Annotated in this window: 22 protein-coding genes; 12 read left to right on the forward strand and 10 right to left on the reverse strand. The window is 39.2% G+C overall.

What is annotated here, in order from left to right; translation table 11 throughout:
* Positions 1 to 18: 18 nt before the first annotated feature.
* Positions 19 to 924, reverse strand: a complete 906-nt coding sequence (locus DBR11_RS20905) for a hypothetical protein (protein WP_108554561.1) — start codon at positions 922 to 924, stop codon at positions 19 to 21.
* Between the two features lie 3 nt (positions 925 to 927).
* Positions 928 to 1815: a hypothetical protein gene (locus tag DBR11_RS20910; RefSeq protein WP_146186610.1), complete on the reverse strand. Its 888-nt coding sequence runs from the start codon at positions 1813 to 1815 to the stop codon at positions 928 to 930.
* A 1232-nt stretch (positions 1816 to 3047) separates the two neighbouring features.
* Between DBR11_RS20910 and DBR11_RS20915 the strand changes: the two genes are divergently transcribed.
* The 4 genes from DBR11_RS20915 to DBR11_RS20930 all read left to right on the forward strand — a co-directional run bounded on the left by DBR11_RS20915 (position 3048) and on the right by DBR11_RS20930 (position 6262).
* Positions 3048 to 4112, forward strand: a complete 1065-nt coding sequence (locus tag DBR11_RS20915) for a DUF932 domain-containing protein (protein ID WP_108554563.1) — start codon at positions 3048 to 3050, stop codon at positions 4110 to 4112.
* A 92-nt stretch (positions 4113 to 4204) separates the two neighbouring features.
* Positions 4205 to 4684, forward strand: a complete 480-nt coding sequence (locus tag DBR11_RS20920; RefSeq protein ID WP_108554564.1) for a hypothetical protein — start codon at positions 4205 to 4207, stop codon at positions 4682 to 4684.
* A 21-nt stretch (positions 4685 to 4705) separates the two neighbouring features.
* Positions 4706 to 4963 (forward strand): hypothetical protein, encoded by a 258-nt coding sequence (locus DBR11_RS20925; protein ID WP_108554565.1) that lies wholly within the window; start codon positions 4706 to 4708, stop codon positions 4961 to 4963.
* A 186-nt stretch (positions 4964 to 5149) separates the two neighbouring features.
* The gene (locus DBR11_RS20930; RefSeq protein ID WP_146186611.1) at positions 5150 to 6262 is read left to right on the forward strand and encodes a hypothetical protein; all 1113 of its coding nucleotides are present in this window, start codon (positions 5150 to 5152) and stop codon (positions 6260 to 6262) included.
* Between the two features lie 329 nt (positions 6263 to 6591).
* On the opposite strand, the gene DBR11_RS20935 is transcribed toward DBR11_RS20930, so the two are convergent.
* Positions 6592 to 6876, reverse strand: coding sequence for a hypothetical protein (locus tag DBR11_RS20935; RefSeq protein WP_108554567.1), 285 nt, complete (start codon positions 6874 to 6876; stop codon positions 6592 to 6594).
* Positions 6877 to 7048: 172 nt separating this feature from the next.
* Between DBR11_RS20935 and DBR11_RS20940 the strand changes: the two genes are divergently transcribed.
* The 5 genes from DBR11_RS20940 to DBR11_RS20960 all read left to right on the forward strand — a co-directional run bounded on the left by DBR11_RS20940 (position 7049) and on the right by DBR11_RS20960 (position 12729).
* A complete protein-coding gene (locus DBR11_RS20940) occupies positions 7049 to 7438 on the forward strand; it encodes a plasmid mobilization relaxosome protein MobC (protein ID WP_199233908.1) in 390 nt (129 codons plus the stop codon).
* Positions 7426 to 8856 (forward strand): relaxase/mobilization nuclease domain-containing protein, encoded by a 1431-nt coding sequence (locus tag DBR11_RS20945; RefSeq protein ID WP_108554569.1) that lies wholly within the window; start codon positions 7426 to 7428, stop codon positions 8854 to 8856. Before DBR11_RS20940 ends, DBR11_RS20945 begins: the two co-directional genes overlap by 13 nt.
* Before the next feature lie 34 nt (positions 8857 to 8890).
* Positions 8891 to 10873 (forward strand): conjugal transfer protein MobC, encoded by a 1983-nt coding sequence (mobC, locus tag DBR11_RS20950; RefSeq protein ID WP_108554570.1) that lies wholly within the window; start codon positions 8891 to 8893, stop codon positions 10871 to 10873.
* 157 nt (positions 10874 to 11030) lie between these two features.
* Positions 11031 to 11573, forward strand: a complete 543-nt coding sequence (locus DBR11_RS20955; protein WP_108554571.1) for a hypothetical protein — start codon at positions 11031 to 11033, stop codon at positions 11571 to 11573.
* 241 nt (positions 11574 to 11814) lie between these two features.
* The gene (locus DBR11_RS20960) at positions 11815 to 12729 is read left to right on the forward strand and encodes a hypothetical protein (protein WP_146186612.1); all 915 of its coding nucleotides are present in this window, start codon (positions 11815 to 11817) and stop codon (positions 12727 to 12729) included.
* Between the two features lie 427 nt (positions 12730 to 13156).
* Here the strand turns inward: DBR11_RS20960 and DBR11_RS20970 are convergent, their stop codons facing one another.
* Positions 13157 to 14455, reverse strand: coding sequence for a hypothetical protein (locus DBR11_RS20970; RefSeq protein WP_108554574.1), 1299 nt, complete (start codon positions 14453 to 14455; stop codon positions 13157 to 13159).
* A 199-nt stretch (positions 14456 to 14654) separates the two neighbouring features.
* Between DBR11_RS20970 and DBR11_RS20975 the strand changes: the two genes are divergently transcribed.
* The 3 genes from DBR11_RS20975 to DBR11_RS20990 all read left to right on the forward strand — a co-directional run bounded on the left by DBR11_RS20975 (position 14655) and on the right by DBR11_RS20990 (position 20046).
* Positions 14655 to 15608 carry a phage exclusion protein Lit family protein gene (locus DBR11_RS20975; RefSeq protein WP_108554575.1) on the forward strand — a complete coding sequence of 318 codons (954 nt, stop codon included), beginning with the start codon at positions 14655 to 14657 and terminating at the stop codon, positions 15606 to 15608.
* A gap of 518 nt (positions 15609 to 16126) precedes the next feature.
* The gene (locus tag DBR11_RS20985) at positions 16127 to 18304 is read left to right on the forward strand and encodes an NACHT domain-containing NTPase (protein WP_108554577.1); all 2178 of its coding nucleotides are present in this window, start codon (positions 16127 to 16129) and stop codon (positions 18302 to 18304) included.
* Complete coding sequence (locus DBR11_RS20990; protein WP_108554578.1) at positions 18301 to 20046, forward strand: hypothetical protein; 1746 nt, start codon at positions 18301 to 18303, stop codon at positions 20044 to 20046. The genes DBR11_RS20985 and DBR11_RS20990 overlap by 4 nt, the downstream gene beginning before the upstream one ends.
* Positions 20047 to 20071: 25 nt before the next feature.
* Here the strand turns inward: DBR11_RS20990 and DBR11_RS30660 are convergent, their stop codons facing one another.
* The 6 genes from DBR11_RS30660 to DBR11_RS21020 form a co-directional block, all read right to left on the reverse strand.
* Positions 20072 to 20527, reverse strand: coding sequence for a putative phage abortive infection protein (locus tag DBR11_RS30660; protein WP_108554579.1), 456 nt, complete (start codon positions 20525 to 20527; stop codon positions 20072 to 20074).
* Positions 20494 to 21003 carry a hypothetical protein gene (locus DBR11_RS21000; RefSeq protein WP_108554580.1) on the reverse strand — a complete coding sequence of 170 codons (510 nt, stop codon included), beginning with the start codon at positions 21001 to 21003 and terminating at the stop codon, positions 20494 to 20496. Before DBR11_RS21000 ends, DBR11_RS30660 begins: the two co-directional genes overlap by 34 nt.
* A 22-nt stretch (positions 21004 to 21025) precedes the next feature.
* Positions 21026 to 21379, reverse strand: coding sequence for a DUF456 domain-containing protein (locus DBR11_RS21005; RefSeq protein WP_108554581.1), 354 nt, complete (start codon positions 21377 to 21379; stop codon positions 21026 to 21028).
* Positions 21380 to 21619: 240 nt separating this feature from the next.
* Positions 21620 to 22159 (reverse strand): hypothetical protein, encoded by a 540-nt coding sequence (locus tag DBR11_RS21010; protein ID WP_146186613.1) that lies wholly within the window; start codon positions 22157 to 22159, stop codon positions 21620 to 21622.
* Positions 22160 to 22326: 167 nt separating this feature from the next.
* Positions 22327 to 22551 (reverse strand): MJ0042-type zinc finger domain-containing protein, encoded by a 225-nt coding sequence (locus DBR11_RS21015; RefSeq protein WP_108554583.1) that lies wholly within the window; start codon positions 22549 to 22551, stop codon positions 22327 to 22329.
* 16 nt (positions 22552 to 22567) lie between these two features.
* Positions 22568 to 22825 (reverse strand): DUF1883 domain-containing protein, encoded by a 258-nt coding sequence (locus DBR11_RS21020; RefSeq protein ID WP_233260850.1) that lies wholly within the window; start codon positions 22823 to 22825, stop codon positions 22568 to 22570.
* Positions 22826 to 22930: the final 105 nt, after the last annotated feature.

Here is a 22930-nt window from a genome sequence, read left to right on the forward strand (position 1 = left end):
GTGTTTGGTTCTTGTGTTTTAGAGGTGATATAAGCTGGTTTCGGCGGTTTCGTGTTGATAGGGTAATTCTTCTGCGTTTCCGGTGGTAAAGTGGCTTTCCAGGCCGTGTATGGCTTGAATAAATTGATTGGTGATTTTGTTATAATAGGTTGGTGGCAGCTGGAGGGCGGCGAGTTGTTTTCCAAAGCGGGGAAAGTATTCGTAGGGGTCTAATGCTATGTTGAGTTGTTGGGTGGTGTGGAGTTTGGCGTTTTGGAGTTGTGTAAAGATGGTGTCTAATTGGTCTAAAATGGGTTTGATGCCTCTGTAGGTGAGGCTGTATTGTAGGTTGTAGAGGTTTTCTACGGCTTGTATGTGGGTATACAGGTGTAATTTTTGGGCGAGTTCGCTTTCGATTACGGTGTATATGAGTGGATCAAATCCGCAGTAGTGGTCTGTGATCTGGTGTTTTTCTAAATAGTATTGGGTGTGTACGAGTTTGTAGAGCTTATTCAGGTGTTTGCTGAAGGTTGCTTTTTCTTCTTTTCTTTTTGGATAGTCGTATTGGAAGGTGTAGTTGTTAACGGGTAGTCTTTTTTGTTCTTCTATGAGTGTTTGTTGTGTTGTATAGTTTTTGAGTGTTGGTATTTGGTTTTGTATGGTGATGATGTGTTGATTGAAGGATTGATTGAAATAACTGGTGAGGTGTGGATCTTTGAAGCATGGGCTATCGGGCTGCTGTTGCAGGTCCATGAGGGTACTGAGTTTGCGTGATGGTATGGGCTGGATTAGGAGCCAGTCTAGTTTGTCTTGTATGGTGCCTGGTAGTTGTTTGATGATATACCACCATTCGAGTTGTGTTTCTTGGCTCCTTTTGCTTAGGAGTTCTTGTTGTATGAAGATGCTGAGTTGATCTATCAGCTTGTGATTGGGATTGTTTTCCATGTGTTAGTTTTGTTGGTAGATTGGTTGTGTGATGATTTTCTTGTCGTGGATCATGCAACTGATGCGGTGTATGGCTATGCGGATTTGCAGGTCTATGTTTTGTTTGTGGCTGTTCTTGTATTCTATGGCTTCAAAGGTTTTATAGATTCTTTCGCAGAGCGTTGGTGCGTCTGCGAGTACTTCTATGATGATGTTGTGTTCTTTGCATCGTAATAATGTTTCTATGGTGTGGTAGATGTGGTGCAGGACTTCGTTGTGTCCTGTGATGGTGATTTCGTTTTTTTCGTTGATTTCATATTTTACGGGTGTGTTCTTTTTTAGTGATTTGGCTAGTGTGGGTTGTAATACGGTGTATCGTGATGGTCTGAGGCTTTCGCTGTAGGCCAGTGCAATTTCGTATTCATGTAGGTGGTGTAGGGCATGAAGGATTTGATATAGTGGGTGTATATTGATTTTTAAGATTCGAAGTGGATCGTAGTTGTCCATTTCTAGTTGAAAGATGAGGGTTGCTGGCTTATGGAAGCCTAAGCGGGTGATGAGCTTTTGTTGTGCTGATTTGCCTAGTATTTTTTCGTGTTTGTTTTGATAGTGTATGATGAGGTCTGCTAATTGGATGTTAAAGGCTTCTATGAGGTTTTCGCTTTTATAGCGGTGGTTGTGCAGATATGGAAAGGTGGAGATTTGTATTTTGGTTTCTGGTTCGTCTGTGTGATCGACCAGGTGTATGATTTTGTCTGTTATGGTGCCTCTGTGGTGAAGGGCGTAGTATAGCAGGTCCAGGTGTTCATCTGGGTTGCTTTGGTGGTACAGTGTGTCTAGTAGCTGAATAGCTTTGTCTAAACAGGCTTTGGAGTCTTGATCTAAGTAGATATTGGGTTGTTCTTTTGCCATGTGATTAAATGGTTTTGGGTGTTTTTTGTTGCTGGGCATGGGTGTTATGGAAATTGGCCCCGCCGGAAAACCGGCAGGGCATTTCATAACTATGCCAACTTTAGAGTAGGTTTATGGAGGCTGCGTTGTGCGGCTTCGTTAATATGTTGTTCATTGTTTGTTGATGTTGTAGTATAGGTAATGTCACGTAAGAAAAAGCATTCGGTTGGGAGCAACCGTGTATGATTTCTTTCACGTATATGGCTCAGAGAAGGAGTTCTCTAAGGGTTACCTATACTTTGTCATTTAGAATCAAAAAGATTTTATTCTTGCGCTGTGGTAGTGCAAGTAAGTTGGTTGTGTTTTGTGTTTTTTCGTTTGATGGAATTAATTTTTTTGTCCCTGGCTTGGGTTGTGCTGGCAGCTTCTTGACAATGTTTTGTGAATTGCATTCCTAGTTATTTTGGTGCTTGGATCGCATACGCGGGTCCATGATTAATTCAAACTACATGAGAACACGATATTCGGATATTTTTTTGTAGAAGACCGTTAATGGGATGTTAACGGTTTTATTTTTTTCTATGGCTTGATGTTTTTTTATATATGGTTGGTTTTGTTAATGTGAATTGTTGTTGCGCGTAATGTTGTTGCGGGGGGATGGTGTGGTGTTGCAGAATAGTATGTTGTTCTTGCAGAATGGTGTTTAGTTGTTTGTTGTTTTTAAAAAAATAAAAGGGTGGCAGTTATCTGGCGTTGCCAGATCCGCGCTCTCCGCTATATGTCCTCGTGCCTCAGACGATGCCGCTGCGATCGACTAACTGAAAATGATCGTAGCGAATACTAGTTTATTCTTTCCTGTTATATTTCCTCTCTAAAGATAACGGCTCTGTCATGCAGTCCTCCGCGTCAGTTATCCCCTACGCTTTTTCCTCTTAGTATTTGCTGCTTCTAGCTGCATATCTCATTCGCTGGCGAATGAGATATGCAGGGGGATAATATTCATTATCCCCAAAGGACGGAACCATCGATAAAGAACATTGAACCTACAACCTGGCGGAATGCGAAAGTGCATAATGCCATTTCATTTTTGATTTTTCTAGGGGCATGGCCCCCTTCGGGACTTATAACTTTCAAATTCCTCGTACCAGGTTGTCTCCTTTAATGTCTTTACGACGCTTCCATCCTTTGGGGGGAATGATGTTGGGGGGGCGGAGGATATAAAAAAATTATTGTGTAATACTAAAATTGGTTTTATGGCAGACAACATTTATTACAACGAGTTGACAGGTGAACATTCTTTTTTTTCTGTTAATGTTCCAGCATGGCACGCAAAGGGCAAGGTAGTGAGTGAATACCCTACAAGTGAGGAAGCTATTGTACATGCGGGTTTAGATTATGAGGTGATCAAATCTCCATTATTTACTACAACTACCGGATTGATTAGTACTTCTACTGGTTTAGAAATGGGTGAGAAAAATTTAGTGATTCCTGATTTTTATGCAACCATTAAGGCAGATACTGATACAGTATTTGGTGTTGTTGGAAAGGATTATGAGGTTATACAAAATAGGGATGCTTTTTCTTTCTTTGATAGCATTGTTGGGGGCAACGGCATTAAGTATGAAACTGCTGGGGCATTGGGTAAAGGGGAGCGCATTTTTATTACTGCAAAGTTGCCTGATTATATTCGTGTGGGTAAGGATGATATGATTGAAAAGTATCTTTTCCTTACTACTTCTCACGATGGAAGCGGAAGTATTACGGCTGCTTTTACCCCGGTTAGAATTGTTTGTCAAAATACGCTTAATGCGGCTTTGGGTAACCTGTCTAACGCCATTAAAATCAGGCATACGAGTCGTGCTAAAGATAGATTAGAGCAGGCGCATAAAGTTATGGGGATTACTGCAAAGATTTCTAATTCTATTGAATCTGTTTTTAATTCTTGGACTGGTGTTAAGGTGACTGATCAGGAAGTTCTCCGCCTTATTCAATTGGCTATGGCTCCAAATAAAGAAACTATTGATTTTTTAAAGGCTGGTAAGAAGGAAGAGCTTTCCGCACAGTTTACAAATACTTGTGATAGCATCTTTGAATATGCCATGAAAAGCAGTACCCAATTATTAGAGACTACTAAGGGTAATCTTTTTGGCGTGTACAATGCGGTTACTGGTTACTACCAGAATGTAAAATCTTATAAAGATGATGATGCTAAGGTGAAGTCAATTTTATTGGGTGGTACTGCTCAAACTCGTACCCAGTCTGCTTTTAATCTTTGTCAGAAGGCGTTATTGTCTGGTGTTGCTTCTGTATTGAGCTAAATATCTTTCCTGGTGCGGGGGGATATCCTCCGCACCTTATAGATATCATATTCTATATGAGTATTTCTGTTCTTAATTTTTAAAATATTGTTATGGCTGGTGTTAAATATTCGCCTGAAAGGCTTGAAAAAATGAGAAGGTTGAGAAGGGCAAGAAGGGAATTTAAGATAATGCCTTTGTTTGCTTATGAGAATATGTGCGCGCTTTATCCTGCATATAGTTACGAGGATTTTTTACAGGATCTACAGATAAAGAATAAGAAGAAAAAGAAAGTGGGTAAATGTCCTTTGGTAAAGTACGGAAGATATAGCCGTATTCATGATTTGATGGTGAAGTTTTCTTTAACGCAGGATTTTTCTTTAGTCTCCCAGGCTATGAAGTTAAAGAAGAGAATTACACATCCTTATAAGGTGGTTGCTAAAACGCCATCCGGTTATATGGAGTTTGTTTTTTCGGCTTTAACGCCGGTGCGTGAGATTGAAATGTTGGTGAAGAAAATTAATTCTTGTGATACGTCAGCAAAGGTTTTAAAAGTGGTTGCTGAGTTTCAGAAATCTTCTCATTTAAATTAATTCATCTTTTAATTTTTTGTTATGCAGCTTTTAGAACATTTAACCAGGTTACAGTATATAGGTATCGTTTTATTTTTTGTGGGTTATCATATTCGTTTAAATGTGAGAAGGATTAGGTATGAACGCCGCAGAAGTGGTGAGGAACAGAAGTCGAACTTTGATGAGGATCGTGAAATTTCTTATTCACAGAAGTTCACCCGGTGGGCGGGTAATCTTATTCGGCTTTTCGGGGTGTTTTTAGTGGTTTTAGACTGGCTTGCTAACCTCCCCATGAAATGAGAAGGGTTAGCCCCTCTTGTCTGTGATCACCGGCAGATGGGGCTTAAAATCGGTTTTTCTTTGAAATGGTGCAGCCGTCAGGATGAAACGAAATTATCCTGGTCTTTTTCGATGGTTCCATCCTGACGGCTGCGCGTCTTTTTTCTTTCATCGGCGTGTTTCTGGTGTCGATCTAAATGGTTAATGATGAACATTCAAACGGATTTATTTCATACGGTAGAGGATTTACGGAGACAGCCGTTAGTGGTGGCATATGGTTTGGGTGTGGATAGTACGGCGGTATTGGTGGAGTTTCAGAGAAGGGGTATTCGTCCGGATGCTATTTTGTTTGCGGATACGGGTAATGAGAAGCAGGAGACATACGATTATTTACCGGTCATTAATGCCTGGTTGTTGTCTGTTGGTTTTCCGCTGGTAAAGGTGGTTCGTCATTTTCCGAACAAGAGTAAAAAATGGCCTGAGTATAGTTCTCTTGGGGAGAATTGTTTAACGAATGCTACGTTGCCGTCTTTGGCTTTTGGTTTTAAGAGTTGTTCGTTGAAGTGGAAGGTGTTACCGCAAAATATTTGGGTGGATCGGTGGTTGTTGGCGAAACGGTTCTGGCGTAATGGTGGTAAGGTGAAAAAGGTGATCGGGTATGATGCGAGTCCAAAGGATATGAAGCGTTATTATAAGGTGAAGGGTATGGAGGATGAGAAGTATGAGTATTGGTATCCGCTGGTGGATTGGGGAATGGATCGGGAGGCGTGTAAGGCTTCGATACGGGCGGCTGGTTTGCCTGTTCCGCCTAAGTCTGCGTGTGTGTTTTGTCCGGCTACGCAACCGGCGGAATTGCGGGAGCATAAGCGGGAGTATTTGCGCCTGATCGTGATGATGGAGGCGAGGGCGAAACATCGGTTAGAGGGTTGTATGTCTTCGGGGGAATTGCTTCAGGATTTTGAGCGTAGGTTATCGGAATGGGAGGTTAAGGTCCGGGCTTCTTCTGGTAAGCGTTTGGAGATTTTATTGAATAAGAGGCCGGTGTTAAAAAAGGTGGGTGCGGGTTGTGCTGGTTTGTGGCGTAAGGCGACGAAGGAAAGGCCAGCTATGATGACGGATTTTATTTTGTCGGAGGGCTTGTTACCTGTTCATGAGGTGGAGTTTTTGCAGAAGCGGGTTCCTGTGGAGATTGAGAGGAATTTGCTTGCTTTTGCGGAGGGTGGACGGGTGGTGAACTGGCATGATTTCCTAGAGATGTTTACGGAGGAAGATGCGATTGATGAGCTGGGGCATAGTTGTGGGGGTTGTGTGTTTGGGTAGTTTTGGATTGGTGCGGAGGGAAAAAAGCAGGAACGCCTTTGCCGTTCCTGGTAAAATGGTCAATGCTTGCTGTTTAATGACCCCAGCTACATTTGCGAAAAATGCAAATGTAGCTGGGGCGTTTTGTTGTTTACTCAGATGCCGCCCCGTTCCAGGTCGGCAGAGCTTCCCACCGCTCATCGGTGGCCAGATGTCTGTTTGTTAAACAAATCGATTTTTAAGCCCCTCCCCCGGGGCTTCCGAGAGGGGTATAAAACTCAGAATTTAAAGGATAAATGGTTCAACGATTGCATAAAAAAGGGATAAAGTTGTTACTTTATCCCTCTTCCCTACTTGCTATTTAGCGACTTCAGCTTCTGACTGAGTTCTGTTAAGCCCGCTTTCTGCAGGCATTCATCAGCAAATCCAGTGAGCTGCTCTGCTAAATCTGGAGGTACGTTTTCCAACAGTCCGTTATTGCTTTCATCTTTAGGGTTCAGCCCCCTACTGATCACACTACTTAATAGTAGTACATTCTTGCGAGAGATCTTCAGATCTACTTTCACAACATCTAACATTCCTGGCGTTAAGAGTATCGTATCGAATACTTTTGCCACATCGCTTGCACTCATCATAAATCACATTTTTTCGTTCAACACTGTAAGCAAAAATAGAGATCCGGTACAAGAAGAACCTTATAGAAAATCATCGTGGATTGGCCGGAATGTTCAACACCATTACCTTTGTTCCAGTCAGCATTAGGTGATGCAAATTAGACGGATTTAATAACGTGAAAAGGATAATGTGATGAGTAAGAAAAATTTAAACCGTACCCGGATAATTGGCTTAAGATTAAGCCCAGAAGAGTACCAATCTCTCACCGAAAAATGGGAAACGAGCAACTGTCGAAGGCTAAGTGATTATGCCCGAAAAAAACTTTTTGATAGAGCCATCATAAAATCTTATCGGAACAAATCCCTCGACGACTTTATGTTGGAAATGATTGAGGTACGAAAGGGATTAGAAAGGGCCTTAATTGGTTTTGAACAAAGCGTAAAAAAATTATACGTAATGGATAAAAAGGCTGACGTATTGACTTGGATTAGGTTACACGACTTAGAGAAAAAAACACTACTCATCAAAGTCGAGGAGATTAAACAAAAGATCAATAAAATCGCAGATCAATGGTTGCAGTGATTAAGCATGGACATTCCATTAGAAATGTGATCACTTATAATGAAAATAAGGTGCGGGCAGGTGTTGCAGAGTGCATCCATGCAGTCAACTATCCAAAAGATTTGAAGCATCTTACTTTCGCAAATAAGCTGACACGATTAACAAAGCAAGCGGCGCTCAATAAAGACGTAACCTCAAACAGTGTACACTTCTCTTTGAATTTTGATCCGAGTGAAAATTTAAGCAAAGAAACACTAATTCAGATAGCAGATACCTATATGAGGAAATTGGGAATGGATGATCTTCCATATGTGGTGTATCAGCATCACGATGCAGCTCATCCACACATTCACATTGCTACAGTTAAAGTACGGGCTAATGGAGATAGGGTGAATATGGATTGGATGGGGAAAAACCAGTCTTCTCAAGCTAGAGAAGAAATAGAAAATGAATTTGGCTTAATTAAAGCTAAAGGCCATGGAGACGGCAGTGAATATGAAGTAGAGCCTGTAAATGTTCAAAAAGCTTTGTATGGACGAATACAAACCAAACGTGCCATTACGATAGTGTTGGAAGAGGTTATTGGTAAATATAAGTTCACTTCTTTATCCGAACTAAACTCCATATTATCAAGGTATAATGTATATGCAGATAAAGGCTCGCAAAATTCTAGAGTTTTCAAGAATGGTGGTTTAATGTATCGGATGTTGGATGACCAAGGCAATCGGGTTGGGGTTCCAATTAAAGCAAGTTCATTTTTTAATGAACCAACACTTAAGGAGTTGGAAAAAAAATTCGGTCCGAATGAAATCGAAAGATTAGGTGATATGAAACCACTAAAGAATCATATCGACAGGTACTTTGTGGGCAACGGAAGTAAATCATTGGAAGGTCTTCAGCAGAGCTTGCTTAAAGAAAAAATTGCTATGGTCTTTAATAAAAACAAGCAAGGGGGAATTAGTGGAGTAAGCTACGTGGATCATGGAAAGAAAAGTGTTTTTAAAGGAAGCGACTTGGGTAAAGCTTATGGGCTCAACGGCATAAAGAATAGATTTACAGTTCCAATGCCGGAGCAAGAACTCACGAAAAAAGAAATCAGGGCAAAAGAATCCCTTTCTCCTTCTACACAAAGTCCAACAACTCTCACCAGCACACAAAAAAAAGAACGCTATACCAACAAGAAAACACCAGCCCCGAAAGGTCACGTAAAAACGCCTCATCAAAAACCACAACGGCGAACTTATTCCCCTAATGATTTTGACAAGAGTCTTTTCAAAGTACCCTATATGCCAAGGGGAAACCCAGCAATTTTTGCCAATTATAAAGCAAATGGATGGATAGATATCTGGTTATCTCCTACCAATACCGGAGAAAACATGGCATACGAATTCACGATGACAGGCTACAAAAAGAAGAAAAAGAAAAAACACAGCACTTAATTAAGTATAACACCTAAGACAAAATAAGATGAGTATGCAAACCGGAGAAAACGAACAGGCGCTTAGGAAGATCCTGGATATGACAAGATTGATAGCAGTTATCCTGCTGTCCTTACACTTTTATTACTACTGTTATCGTGCCTTTCTTGATTGGCACTTGACGAGTTCTTTTACCGACCGAGTGCTGGGTAATATCCGAAATACAGGTCTACTAAGAAACTTCCATATATCTAAATGTTGGGCGCTTGCACTTCTTGTGATCTCATTGATCGGTGCAAGAGGAAAGAAAGATGAAAAGATGAGTTTTAAAACCGCTTTTGGTTATATCATTACAGGATTATCCATCTACTTTGTCAGCTTTCTAGCGCTGCATATCCCCCTACCCTTTACAACTGTAACCATTATTTACATTGGGATCACTTCATTAGGCTTTTTATTAATCTTATCAGGCGGCACACTACTGTCTAGGATTATCAAAGGAAGCTTAAACAACAATGACATATTCAATAGTGAAAACGAGACCTTTCCACAAGAAGAACGACTGCTCGAAGATGATTACTCGGTAAACCTACCTGCTATCTATAATCTAAGAGGAAAGATGAGAAAAAGCTGGATCAACTTTATCAACATTGCGCGCGGGGTACTGGTATTAGGCACGCCTGGTTCTGGTAAAAGTTTTTTTGTCATTCGGCATTTTATCACCCAAACCATAGAGAAAAACTACACTTGTCTGGTCTATGATATGAAATACCCAGATTTAAGCATCATTGCTTACAATGCCTGGCTAAAAAACAGAAAAAGCTACAAAGTAGAACCCAAATTTTACGCCATCAATTTCGATGACTTATCCCGCAGCAACCGCTGTAATCCTTTGGATCCAACAACAATGTTAGATATTACAGATGCCACAGAATCCGCCCGGACCATCTTATTGGGATTAAACCGGGAATGGATAAAAAAACAAGGTGACTTCTTCGTAGAATCGCCCATCAACTTAGTAACCGGAATCATATGGTTCTTGCGAAAATTCCAAGATGGCCAATACTGCACCCTACCCCATGTGATTGAATTCCTACAGCTTGAATACGACGATCTATTTACCTTACTGAGAATGGAAAAGGAAATTGAGGTACTTATCAACCCTTTTGTGAACGCTTACCTCAATGACGTTATGGAACAACTCGAGGGACAGATTGCTTCGGCCAAAGTAGCAATGGGCCGCCTCTCCTCTCCGCAGCTGTACTATGTAATGTCTGGTAATGACTTTAAACTGGACATCAACAATCCTGACGATCCCAAGATCCTTTGTCTAGGTAACAACCCTCAAAAACTACAGATCTATGGCGCTGTACTGTCACTATATGTCAACCGCCTTTTAAAACTTGTCAATCAAAAAGGAAAACTTAAAAACGCCTTAATCTTTGATGAGTTTCCAACCATATTTCTAAATGGAATCTCCAACCACATTGCGGTTGCAAGGGGCTACAAATCCGCAACAGTCTTAGGTTTGCAGGACCTAAGTCAACTACGTAAAGACTACGGACGGGAAGAAGCTGATGTAATTTTTGGAATCGTGGGTAACATCATTTCCGGACAGGTTACAGGGGACACCGCCAAGCAACTCTCCGACCGCATTGGAAGGATTATGCAAGACCGCCAAAGTCTGTCCATCAACTCCGGAGACACCTCAGTTAGCAAAAGCAAACAGTTAGAGGCAGCCGTTCCGGCCTCTAAGATTGCGGGTTTATCCAGCGGTGAGTTTGTTGGCCTCGTAGCCGATAACCCAGACAATAAGATAGAACTCAAATCCTTTCACTGCCAGATCCAGAACGACATCCCAGCCCTACAAAGAGAAGAAGCCGCTTACGAAGAAATACCCATAATCCGTGAGATCAACCCGAGTACCGTTCAAAATAATTACCTCCAAATCAAACAGGACGTCCAAGACATTGTTCAAATCGTTATAGATGAACTCATCCATGACCCCACCCGATCACACCTAATCATAAAGAAATAGAAAATGAATAATTCAGCATTATATCCGTCGCTTTGTCCTCATTGCTATCACCGCCTCGTCATCCTGACCTGGAGCGAAGCGGAAAGCTATAAAGTAAATTTATTTCAGCACCTCGGACTCGCTATTTGAAAATGAACAAGACCTTAAATTTAATCACATGGCCAAAAATTTAAATTTCTTCGAATACACAGACATGCTGGAAAACGAATACAAAGACTTTTCTCCAAGCAAGCTATTAACCCTTGGCACTCGAATCGCAGAACTAGAATTCGACAAGCATAGCCAACACTTCTACACTCGGAAATTTGACAAGTATGCATTGTTATTAAAAGATGCTTTAGAAATGCTTAAGAAGGTCGCAAACGACCGATCAAGTGTTCCGGGTCCAGCTATAGATCAACAACAGAAAAATGCAACCTACGCAGCCAACAAACTTCGCAACAAATTAGATATTTCAGATAAAAAGGATGCTGGCCTAATCAGCATCCTTCAAACCATTAACAGCACAATCAGCTACCTAAAATCAGAAGACTCATTGTACATGATCTCAGTATGGCGAGCCCCAGCCATGTACAATATTGAAAAGAACGCTAAGGATATTTCCTTACCAAGCCAGTACAAATACTACAAACTGTTCAAGGCTGAATTTAAAGACCAGATTGATTTGTTATGGAAGTTGAAACGGAGGTTGGGGATCTGAAAATAAATTACACAGATTTTGTATCTTTAAGAACAAATATTCAGGCGCGATAGTTAGCCAAAATCAATAAATACAACCCCGGTAGACCTTTTTTCGCTTCTTATGAACTTCACTAATCGCCATTGTGAATTTCAACAAATACATGAGCGCTAAAATAGGCATCCAATAAACTGATAATTAAATTAGTGTCTATATTTGTCAATTAATTTTATCACTGCATATATTAAACAATTATGACGTTATGATTTTTGAAGTGGTTTGCCAAGTACATGGTATGTTAAACATCCAAAACGATTCAATTGAAATCAAAAAACATCCTTTTAAAATAAAACTCTATAAAACGTTGAATGAGTACTATATTTCAATTTCCAAGCCAATTTCTAAAGGCTCTGACTGCTTACCTAAGTTCGATGTTAATGGAACAGACAAGGAAATTGTCTTACCCAATGAATCCTCTTATCGAGAGATGCTTGAAGTAATTAACCATGTGGAGTCCTTTGGTTCCTTAGATAGGAAATTCGAGTACATCGATACTTCCAACATAACTTTAAAGTGGACCGCTGAAAATGATCATGACCATTTTTCTCCACTTACCAGAATTACCAGAAAAATCAGTGAGTCCCAACAATTAGATCCAATATCAAATGACTGGTTAAGGAATACGATAAGTCATAAAAATCAACTAGGCGACCTCTATTTTCCTTTTTCATTCTACAGAGATGGTAAAAATCTTTTTTATTCAATGAGATATCAGTCCTCATTTTGCACATTTTATATGATGCTAGAATATTTTTTTAACGAAAAAGGCTGGGGAATTGCAAATGATGCATACAAAAGGAAAAAGTGCCTAAACAGTAGTTTGGATAAAACTTTAGAATCAATAAAGAAATACCCATTACATTATCAATGGCTAAGCAGCGAATTACTTAAAAAAGGAAAAAGCTATAATATTGATGGCCTACTTTTTCTTATTAATAGATACCGGGATAATTTATCGCATGCTAATGATAAAAGTAAAAACAGAAATGTTTTTAATGAGCATGGTTACTTTTCCCTATCATATATCGCGATGATGATTTGCCTTTTTGTGAGCATAAAAAAACGAATGCTTCCATTTGTACATCCATCGGAAATAAGTGGTTTTCTTGACAGGTAATTCCCTATCCCATCTTATATATTCTCGTAATTTATACTGAATAGGCTAATGAAATACCCAAGCCTTAGAGACGCAGTAACGTCAAAAAATTTGTAAAATGCATTAAGGGCCTTAGACCAAATTACAATACCCTTAGTCACACTGGATATAAATATAAGTATGACAAGGATCTGGCAATCATGTTCCTGGATAAGTGGATATTCCGCTGCATAGTGGTTCTTCCTCACTTTTGGTAAAAATCTAAAACAAGGCAGGTCACATAATTTGGTTCCTAGAGGTAAAGTGACTTTTTGAGTTTTAAAAACTATTCTTTTATTATCGCATATGGAATCATTCACCAAAAGCGACGAAGAACCGAATTGGTTGAAATAGGCAATTTTTCGAAAATTCTTGATAATCGAAAAACCTAATCGTAATAAAATAAGAACTAGTTATAATCATACTTAGGTCTAAATGTGATTTCATTTTTAAGTATTGCAGGCAGGCTGATCAGAATGTGGATTACAATTGCAGTAACGGCAATAATTGCGATGTAGCTCACTATTAACGAACTCAAAAACAACCCCAAAATCACTTGCAACAAGACCCCAAAAACAAAAATTCCGGAAAAGCAAATCAACAAGTATTTAATCATAAAAGACTGTTTGGCTTCATTTTTCTTTACAAGTATTGTTAATTCTGGTATAATTTCATTTTCTGCAATCTGGGACGCGGACACCAAAAGCTCTTTCGTGAAATCCTTATTGGCTAATAAATTATCTAACCTTCCAGCGCATTTAGAGATTCTTTTTTTGTCATGTTCAGATATATTGAAGTTAAATGAATTTTCGTAAACCAGCCATTCATTCTCAAACACATACCAAAACATATTGTTATCTTGTAGAAATTGCCATTCTACAAGCTCTTTACCTGAATAAATGTAATTGGCAAGGAAGTCCATGCCAAGGAATAACCTATTGTGAATATAGATATCCTTCGACTTACACAATGTGGCTATCTGCAACACAAATTTCGGCTTGATTTCCCCATAAGTCTGATAGTTCATCAATCCATGTATTTCATCATACCTTTCATCGTAAGTATTTAGATAATGGAGATCATTAAAAGTGATTTGTGTTGCCACATGTTTGCCATGGGCACGCTGTGCTTCTGAAGGTTGCCAAAATTGTAAACTTTCAAGAACAACATGGCATATTCGCCTAAACTCCGTAAGTTTATTAGATAACTCCTTAATCTTTTCTACACGATTCAATTTTTCTTGTCTAACCGTTAAAACTTTGGAGGTCAAATAAGTAATGACAAATGATGAGATAAGGGCACTTACGTCTAGTAGCTTATCACTGATATTAGTTACCTGGCTTGGATGTTTATTGACACTACTGACCAATATAACCATAACACATACATAAAGAATAGTAATTACAGTTGCCATCAAAAAGGCGTCTTTATAAATCCGCTTATAGTTGAACTCTTTAATCTTATCCGCTAAAAGCGGATATCTAATAGATTTTTCCTTTCCATTTAAGGTTAACTTAAAATCGAATCCATAGGATACTTTTATCAAATCTTTGCGAATATTTTCAGCAAGCTCGGATTTCGAACCTTCATGTACCAAAACGACATGCAGTTGTTCCTCTTTGTAAAACACCTTATCGTTCACATCGTTGTGTGAAGCAAGCCCACGTTTTACCAACACCCGCTTTAAGTCATCATATGTTTGATCCATTGATATCGCAATTAAAATGGAAAGTACTAAATAAAAATTTGTTAAAGAAAGCCCTATTTAATTTCGCAACGGGTTTTGAACAGTCAGGCATAAATCTAAGGTTTAGTACATGACGTTACGCTTAAGCTGGAATTAGCATGCAAAAAATAGATAGAGAAATGCCTTTACAATCCTTGAAATATTACCGGTATCTTTATACATGAGCTATAAGAACCCAATTCATACACTTTACGACAGGTTAACAACCACATTTGAAAACGTAAATGAGAAAAGCAAAAAACGGCTGGAGGAGTACGATGCCAGTCAATTAAGCCGCCGGATCAGAATCGATACGGGGCCTTTTTCGGGTCCCTCTTCTGACCATAACAGCAAAGAGATTGTTTTAAACCAGCGCTTCCTAACGCTTGTTTGGTGCATCACCTATATTATTTACGAGGTCACCGCAAACAAAACAAAAACGGCTAAACAGGTTACGCCCAATTATATGGAAATTAACGGGCAGGATCCCGAAGTGAAACAAATGGATTGGCTGTTCGACTGGGCATTTAACTTAAAGACTGATTGTGATGAACAATGGCCAGAAGACTTGCCAAATCCAGCAATGACCACTGAAACTGTAAGGAAAGTAAATGTGATCTTTATTGATGCAATCACCTATATCATGTATCACGAAGTTGCTCACCTGGTCAACAACCACTGGAATAGCTTTAAAGACATTGCCCGTAAAAATTACCTTGGCTTCGATCTGACCGAAGACGAAACTATCCTATCAAAACAATTAGAGCAGGAAGCGGACACTTTTGCCTATGAAAGTCTGATTAGTCAGGATGACAGCGATGAGATCAGGTATCATAGATTATTCGGGATGATCATGGCCGGATTGTCGACTCTTTTTGCTCATCCAAAGGGAAGCAAACTTAATGATGATATTCACCCTGGAAGCCACGTCCGAATTTTCAACACCCGGCTAAGGGAGAATTTTGATGAAGGGAATCAGTTCCGGCTGAACCGCGCAATGAATACAGGATTAAGCATGTTTTGCAAATTGCATGATATCGAGATCGAAAAGAAAAAATTCATAGAATCCACCGAGCTACTTGATTATTTATTTGAACTGATTCAAACCCATGCTGATGAAGAATTAAAACGTTAACTGAAGGCCAGGTACTGTTAATATTAGCAATAGCAAAAGTCCAATTATTATTGTAATCTTTGAAGATAAACGCTTTAAAATGCCGCCAAAAGTTGTTATTGTAAACGAAGTCCTGGATAGATTACCCATTGGAGAAGTCCTAGAATGGAAACCATTTGAGCAATTCTGTACAGATGTGCTTGCTTCACGAATGAATATCGTCGACGTAAGAGAGTACCTGCAACAGGGAAATGACCAGGATGGGATAGATATCTACGCAACTGAATCTGGAATAAATGCTCTTACTGTTGCTCAGTGTAAACTGAAGACCTATACAGTTATGGGGAAGAAAGACATGTTTACCTCCTTCTTACAAGCAATAAGTTTCTTATCGCAAGAATCACACTACCGACATAAAAGTTTTCATCTACCATATCTGGCATAAGCAGGCGTATTTCAGCTATACCAATCCAAACAACAATCCCAGCTAAATCGGATGGGTTTAAAAAAATATCTCGACAAACTATAACCTTAAATCAATGGAGACGCTCTTTATACCTCAGTATTATCAAAAGTTTGAAACATTACAGGATTACCTTGATGACAGGACCAACAAAAAGACCAGTAATTTCCGCGCCCCACACTATATTGAACCCTCTGCCTTATTCGATCAAAATTTATTATTTGTTATAGCTGAGCCTGGGCACGGCAAGAGTATGCTTTTTAAGCAGCTTGAAAAATCCCTTATTTTTAAAGGTTCAACATACCAGTTGATTAAGGGGATTGACGAACCAAAGGCACAGTTTAAAGCAGACGTTGATTTCTTACTTTTTGACGCGCTGGATGAAGATGTGAATCCAATTTCCACCTTTAATTCACTAAAATCACACTGTAAGGATCATAGAATTAAACTGTTGATCAGTAACAGGAGCCACTATATGGGACAGATCACCCATCTGTTGTGGGATGCCAACACCAAACTCGTTAAGCTCCTTCCATTTGATGAATACCAGATCACCCGTTTCCTCAGTCACAATCTCTCAGAACTCGACTTTTCCCACGAAGATATCGAAGCAATTATTTCTGCCACAAAAGCAGGCTCTAATGATTCTATCTTAAAAGTGCCAAGATATCTTAATGAAATCTGCCGTTACTTGATACAGGAAAACGTTAAACCATTCCAGCTCAAAACACTAACCAAGTCGCATCTTTTTGATAAAGTCATCTATTTCAAGCTGGAAAGCGAACAGGAAGAAGGAAAGGAAAATCAGAAGTACATGACCAAAAGGGTCCTTGAAAGACTTGCGCTTACCATGGAAATACAGGGAGTAAACAAAATTAGCAAAGAAGATTTCATCACCTTCCTAGATCAGACAAATTCCAACATCAGCCTGATCTTTCTGAACATGATGGACATAGATATACTGCTTAAGCGTGTAATGAAATCAACTGGGGAGATGTTACAGTTTGAACATACTGAATTCCAGGAATATCTTGCTGCAAAAGAACTTTCTCGTCTTGGATACAGGTTCCAGACCATTTACGATCTGATGATCGATACAGACATCGACCTTCTACGCCCAAACTGGGTAGATGTGCTGAATTTCGCGATTGATATCGAACCGGAATTTCTCAGACCAATGATTTCCTTCATTGAAAGTGGCAAGTACCGAAATGTCGACGAAAAGCTGCTAGAGATACTGGTCGGTGCGAACATTGAGAAATTTGATGAGGCTTACAAAGACCATTGTTTCGAGGCTATTTCAGTCTATTATACTAAACTTGGAAGGTCTACAATCAACATTGCGGGCCCACTTTCCAAGTTCATCGCCACCTCGAACCCCAAGATAGCAATCCCAATGTACCCAAATTCAAAATTTCCTGATACAGCAAGGGTCAAATTTTCCAATCAGATATTATTAATAGAGGCATTAGCCTCCAGAAGCCAGCTTACAGTTTCTCAAAAACAAACATGGATTCCGGTATTGATCGGCATTATCAGAGAAGTATCACTGTTCTCGATGCACAGAGCGGTCTATTATGCGCTCATCTCTATTGGCGAAGCAGAGCCCGTACTCAAGCAAGTTGCCTATTTTGAACGCAAGCCAGACTATATGCTCAACGAATTTCTACGGGTCTGCTATAAGCTTGCACCAAACGACAAGCGCACTGTGGGCCTGATCAAACGATGTCTTAAAAAGAGCAGAAAGCTGAACAATCTTGATTTCTCTATCGATAACCTCAGTCAAATTGGCTCCATTTACGAGGTCATAAAAGTATTATGTTCCCAGACCTCGATCCTTCGTGATGATTCCCTGCGTATGGGCAGTGGTTTCCATACTCTTTTTGAAAGAATAGAAGAACTTGACAACCCGCAGATTCATAGCGCTCTAAAAAAGCTGCTGCTTACCTCCTTCAGGGAACAGCGCTTCTACCAGTACTTTCCAAAATTCATCGACCAATCTGCCAGATACATGTTAAAAAAGGACAAAAACATCCTGCCCCAACTTCTCAAGTTGGAAAGCTTCTTGAAATCTGCAGATGAAATAGTCAAATCATACGCCACAGAACTGACCTTAGACCAGTTCCAGCAGATCGAACAAAAGCTTTTAACAAAGAATTCACCCTGGATGGCTGATAGAATAGTCATTCAGGCAAAGCTCAAACTGGAAAAGCTCCCAGAAAATACATCGATAAAAAATATTCAGCCAGCGTGATATCCCCAGCACCGAAAGTCGAAAAAAAACTCACACCAATTTCTGAACTAAGAAAATTCTACGTCAAGGACAAAACGCAATACAATACCGGTCTCATTCCTTTTTTCATCCAGCATTTCCAGGATCTTCTGCCACAGTTAAAACCTAAGGATGTCCAAATACTTGCCGAAGTCATCGACACCAAGCTTGAAAGATACACTCCTGAAAGATTTGAACTGAAAGGGCTATCACATTCCAGCGGACAAATCAGTTATACCCACAACAATTCCGAATCGCTCCAGGCAGAAATATTTTTCAAATCAGCGCTTATCCTCGGACGGAACGACCTATTGATCAAATATAGAGAGAAACTACTCAAGAAACTACCCAGGCTAGACATCTACCACAATAACCATCCAAAGATGCCGTCCTTACTGGAAGCCATAGGACATATCAGCGAAAAAGAGCAGCTGTTAATCTACGAATATTGGCTGGCCCGCAAAGATGACCTACTAGTTTACAGCGCAAGGTCATTTGCTGAAGTAATTCTAGAACTTAAATCGGTGCAATTATCACCAATTTTGCTGGCATTGATCGATAATAAGAAGGTCAATGAGTTTGACAAGAGGGAAGTTTTGGATGCATTTGCAAAACTTGCCCAAAGCGATTCAGACAGACAGGCACTTTCCAGAATATTTCTCACCAATAGCAACGGAGGTGATCCTAAACTTGCGGACATTGCAAATGCCTGCCTTGTTTCCAGGTTCACAGACCCGCACGCCATCTCCTGGAGAATCGACCAACTTAAAAGTAGGATGCGGGATTTCGACGACGACCACAAATACAATGGTCTTCGAGCAGTCTCTGATTTCGAGAGCGAAATGGATAGACCCCAACTAGGAAAATGTCTGTATGGAATTAAATCAGACCAGATTCGCATTGCTGTAACTGACCTTCTCTATTATTCATTTGAGATTAGGACACGTAAACTGCAGTTCCGCTATAGTCATTATCTCCAACAGATCATCTATGAATATTTCAAGTCAATTCTTAGTAGAAACGAACTATTGGCCCTAAGAAAAAGTGTAGCCGCTTACCCCGATCAGGGGCGCACATATGGCTTTACTCAATATCTTGACAGGTTAACCATTGATCTGCACGAGCTGACACCAACAGCCGAACCATTTCTAACCGCTATACACTCGCTCAATGATACCATGGCAAAAAAATACGTACAGATATCAAGCCATAGCGAACTAAAGGATCTTATCTCGAAAATATTCAGGAACGAAATTTCCAACCTCATAGAGAACGAGGGGTTCTATAGGGTCGCCAGTAAACTTCAAGATGCCAATACCGAGCAGTATAAACCTAGTGAGGCAATTATCCAAAAAACACTAAAACTTGCATTGGAGAAAGCCCTAATGGAAAACGGCCTAAGAAAGAGTGACATCCATAGGGAGGTCCAAACATACGACGATAAAAGGTTTGATTACCTAATCAGCTACGGCCTTTACGGCCCAATAGTGGTCGAGCTCAAACTCCTACATAATCCAGAAATACAGATTGAGAGCAAACGTAAGAGCTATAAACCTAAGCTAAAGCAGTACCTTTCCGCAAACCACTCCCAAGGAATCTACGCAGTATTTCAACTTACTAAAAACCAGAAGCATAAAGACAACTACTTAAAAATGATGAATGAATATGAAGACATTCCAGGATTAGAACATATCCTGATTAAATGTTTGGATAACGGTGAATAATGGTGTTGAGGTTAACACATAAACATCATGATTGCTCATACTTAACGTTGGGATAGAATTCGCGTATGCTTATACCATAGAGTTTATCTGTTGGCAATTTTTTTATCAGATTATATTTCGTTATTAGTTTGCGATCGAGTCTCGATACCGCATCTTTTGTGGCATCACCAGTTTTTTCAAAATCAGGATTAAGTTCCCAGATTAAACCCAATGCGGATAAACTGTTAACAAATAACAGCGCTTGCTCATAAGTCGACAGCTGCCCTCTCAAAATTTTCACATATGAATACTTGTCTTGTTCTGATAGTTCATTATTTCTATCAACGAATTTGACTGTTTGATACAAGTGTCGGTAATAATGACCTAGGCGAAACTGATGCCCTCCATAATATTTTTTGTAATTATTTTTATATAATTTATAACTATCAAAATCCGAACTATCATTCTCTAGCGAGACTGTGGATAAATCAATTTTGCCGATTTACTGTTACGATAGTCATAGATGTATTGAACAATCAAATTCCTCTTCTCAGCGCTTCTCCTCCTAGCCAGAGAACGCCAAAGTGGCCAAATAACTTTCGAATTCATAGTAGGCTTCAGCCTGAGGTAATTTATAATTGCCCTGTAGAGCTGTCCACTATAACGGGGCTTGAATATTCTTTCCAAGATAGTGACTCCCTCGGCAGAAACGCCATAAAATGTAACACAATATGCAATATCAATCGCAGCCAACAGACGTCTATTCAGGTATAGCCCATTATGTTGCTCAACTTCATTCATAAAATTTAAATGTTCGATGGTGTAAATATCACCATATGAAATACCATGAAAAAACTGTTTAATTTCATTCCTACATTGGATGAACTGTTCAAACACAGCTCTGAACACCTTGCGCTGCTCGTAAACTACCTCTAACTCTATTTCGTCCTGATCATCTAAATCATTTTTTTCATGCATAGTAAACTGAAGTTCTTGAATGTTATCTCGATGGGAATTTGACAAGTTCAAAAAATTTACTCTCAAACCTTTCTAATTCGAAAGCTTTGCGCTGATCATAAGTTGCAATCCGCTGATTGTCTGTGGCAGTTTTTTGTTCCTCAGTCGCCTTTTTTTGTTCAGTAAGTGTTAGATATAGGAAATAAAAGGCAAATGCATTGATAACTGTTCCTATTACACCACCAATAAAATCACCAAACTGGCCAGTTGCAGTAGCATCAAATTTATCGAACCAAGGCCAGGTCCTATAACCACCCACAAAAAAATTAATTACAACACCCACCAACATTAATACTGCAACGACAATCGCAGTATTGCGTATTTTCTTATCTAACATATTTTTGAAGCATTTAATTTAGCGCAAGCTGAAAATAAATATTTATTAAGAACATCGCACTTTTAAAATGTAAAAATTTGCTCCGTATATGATAACTTGCCTATACTTCGAGCTAGGAATTCTCTTCAAGTATTTCTGGCGTTTTATTTCGTAACCAGACATGTGATTTTTTTCACTTTATCACAAATATATCTGGCCTGCATTCCATTTTACTAAATGGGTACTTATCCAAGAATCAGTCTATAATTTTCGTTGTTTATACAACTCGATTAGTTCGTCAAGTGAACTATTTGGGTTAGAAACAACAATCTCTACCAACCTCCTCCAATACCCATTGGTGTTCTTCCCTCTTCTAATAGTTTCCAAAGACAATTGACCTATTACCTTGTCATCCTCATTCTTAATGTCTATTCCAATAAGAGTATCTTCGTGATTTCTATAACGTAGTTCATCAGTAATAAAATATTCAAGTGTAGCCTGCGACACCAGATTAGAACAGAAATGTTCATACCTGTTATTAAAGATAAAAGGATCATTTTTGTAAATGATATAAATACAATCATCAAGAAGCCAGTAAACATCTTTACCCTTAAATCTGTAGATCGTGTCGATTTCCTCAGTATGCAATATGAGACCATCTCTCCATTCGTCTCTAAATGCATCATGGTAATTTTTACCATCACACTCAAATCCTATCTTATGACCATTTAATTCAACGACAAAGTCAACTCTGAATTTCCCAGCGATGGTTTGAACCTCATATTGTGACAGAATCTCCAAGCTGGGGCACAGATATTTCTCAAGACCCTGAACAAATATTTCCTCCAAAGGACTTTCTAGTTTATCACGATCTGCACGAGGCTGCCCAAAATCTCTGATGTCATTTCCATTCATTTCAACATATGAATATTTATTAAGACAAAAATAGAACTATCAATTTCATGGAATTATCTCCCTATCTTCTTGAATACGTTTTCAAGATCCTTTATTGAATCATTGAGTTCCTTAATACCGCGTCGAGCAGAGCCATCTTTATCTTTTAAATTGATATTTTGCGAGCATCCTCTGCACTTCACCGCTGCCTGATTAGCTACTTGACTTAAAGTAACGGTGTTTCTACTGCCACAACTTGGGCATTTGATGTCAATATTTTGTTTTCCTAAATCAAACATATCTTTTCTTTATATTTTAAATTATACTTACAGATGCTGAAATTTTCCCTGAATATCCACCTAAATCAATGGCCAAATACCAACGACCACCATAAGGAGGTTGGATTACGTAAGGAGTTACTTTAACTAACCCTCCATAATATTTATGAGCCCTTCCATTCTTATAGTTCTGGAAATTATTATAGTCCATTAATCGGACATTCGCCTGTCCACTTAGGCTAACCTTCACAGCATCCTGGGCTGAAAGATCAAAATCATACTTTAAAAAATTCATGTTATTTTTCTAACTTTATAACAAAGTTAAACGCCTAGTACGTAATGGATTTACGTAGTGAAATTATTTTATGGGAATCAATAAATCCGCTTATAGACGATATAC

The sequence above is a fragment of the Pedobacter sp. HMWF019 genome (genome assembly GCF_003061025.1).
Lineage (GTDB): Bacteria > Bacteroidota > Bacteroidia > Sphingobacteriales > Sphingobacteriaceae > Pedobacter.

Bases quoted from the DNA above. Each gene is read 5' to 3' on its own strand.
- DBR11_RS20905 (WP_108554561.1), bottom strand. From the start codon at position 924: ATGGAAAACAATCCCAATCACAAGCTGATAGATCAACTCAGCATCTTC.
- DBR11_RS20910 (WP_146186610.1), bottom strand. From the start codon at position 1,815: ATGGCAAAAGAACAACCCAATATCTACTTAGATCAAGACTCCAAAGCC.
- DBR11_RS20915 (WP_108554563.1), top strand. From the start codon at position 3,048: ATGGCAGACAACATTTATTACAACGAGTTGACAGGTGAACATTCTTTT.
- DBR11_RS20920 (WP_108554564.1), top strand. From the start codon at position 4,205: ATGGCTGGTGTTAAATATTCGCCTGAAAGGCTTGAAAAAATGAGAAGG.
- DBR11_RS20925 (WP_108554565.1), top strand. From the start codon at position 4,706: ATGCAGCTTTTAGAACATTTAACCAGGTTACAGTATATAGGTATCGTT.
- DBR11_RS20930 (WP_146186611.1), top strand. From the start codon at position 5,150: ATGAACATTCAAACGGATTTATTTCATACGGTAGAGGATTTACGGAGA.
- DBR11_RS20935 (WP_108554567.1), bottom strand. From the start codon at position 6,876: ATGATGAGTGCAAGCGATGTGGCAAAAGTATTCGATACGATACTCTTA.
- DBR11_RS20940 (WP_199233908.1), top strand. From the start codon at position 7,049: ATGAGTAAGAAAAATTTAAACCGTACCCGGATAATTGGCTTAAGATTA.
- DBR11_RS20945 (WP_108554569.1), top strand. From the start codon at position 7,426: ATGGTTGCAGTGATTAAGCATGGACATTCCATTAGAAATGTGATCACT.
- mobC (WP_108554570.1), top strand. From the start codon at position 8,891: ATGCAAACCGGAGAAAACGAACAGGCGCTTAGGAAGATCCTGGATATG.
- DBR11_RS20955 (WP_108554571.1), top strand. From the start codon at position 11,031: ATGGCCAAAAATTTAAATTTCTTCGAATACACAGACATGCTGGAAAAC.
- DBR11_RS20960 (WP_146186612.1), top strand. From the start codon at position 11,815: ATGATTTTTGAAGTGGTTTGCCAAGTACATGGTATGTTAAACATCCAA.
- DBR11_RS20970 (WP_108554574.1), bottom strand. From the start codon at position 14,455: ATGGATCAAACATATGATGACTTAAAGCGGGTGTTGGTAAAACGTGGG.
- DBR11_RS20975 (WP_108554575.1), top strand. From the start codon at position 14,655: ATGAGCTATAAGAACCCAATTCATACACTTTACGACAGGTTAACAACC.
- DBR11_RS20985 (WP_108554577.1), top strand. From the start codon at position 16,127: ATGGAGACGCTCTTTATACCTCAGTATTATCAAAAGTTTGAAACATTA.
- DBR11_RS21000 (WP_108554580.1), bottom strand. From the start codon at position 21,003: ATGCATGAAAAAAATGATTTAGATGATCAGGACGAAATAGAGTTAGAG.
- DBR11_RS21005 (WP_108554581.1), bottom strand. From the start codon at position 21,379: ATGTTAGATAAGAAAATACGCAATACTGCGATTGTCGTTGCAGTATTA.
- DBR11_RS21015 (WP_108554583.1), bottom strand. From the start codon at position 22,551: ATGTTTGATTTAGGAAAACAAAATATTGACATCAAATGCCCAAGTTGT.
- DBR11_RS21020 (WP_233260850.1), bottom strand. From the start codon at position 22,825: ATGAATTTTTTAAAGTATGATTTTGATCTTTCAGCCCAGGATGCTGTG.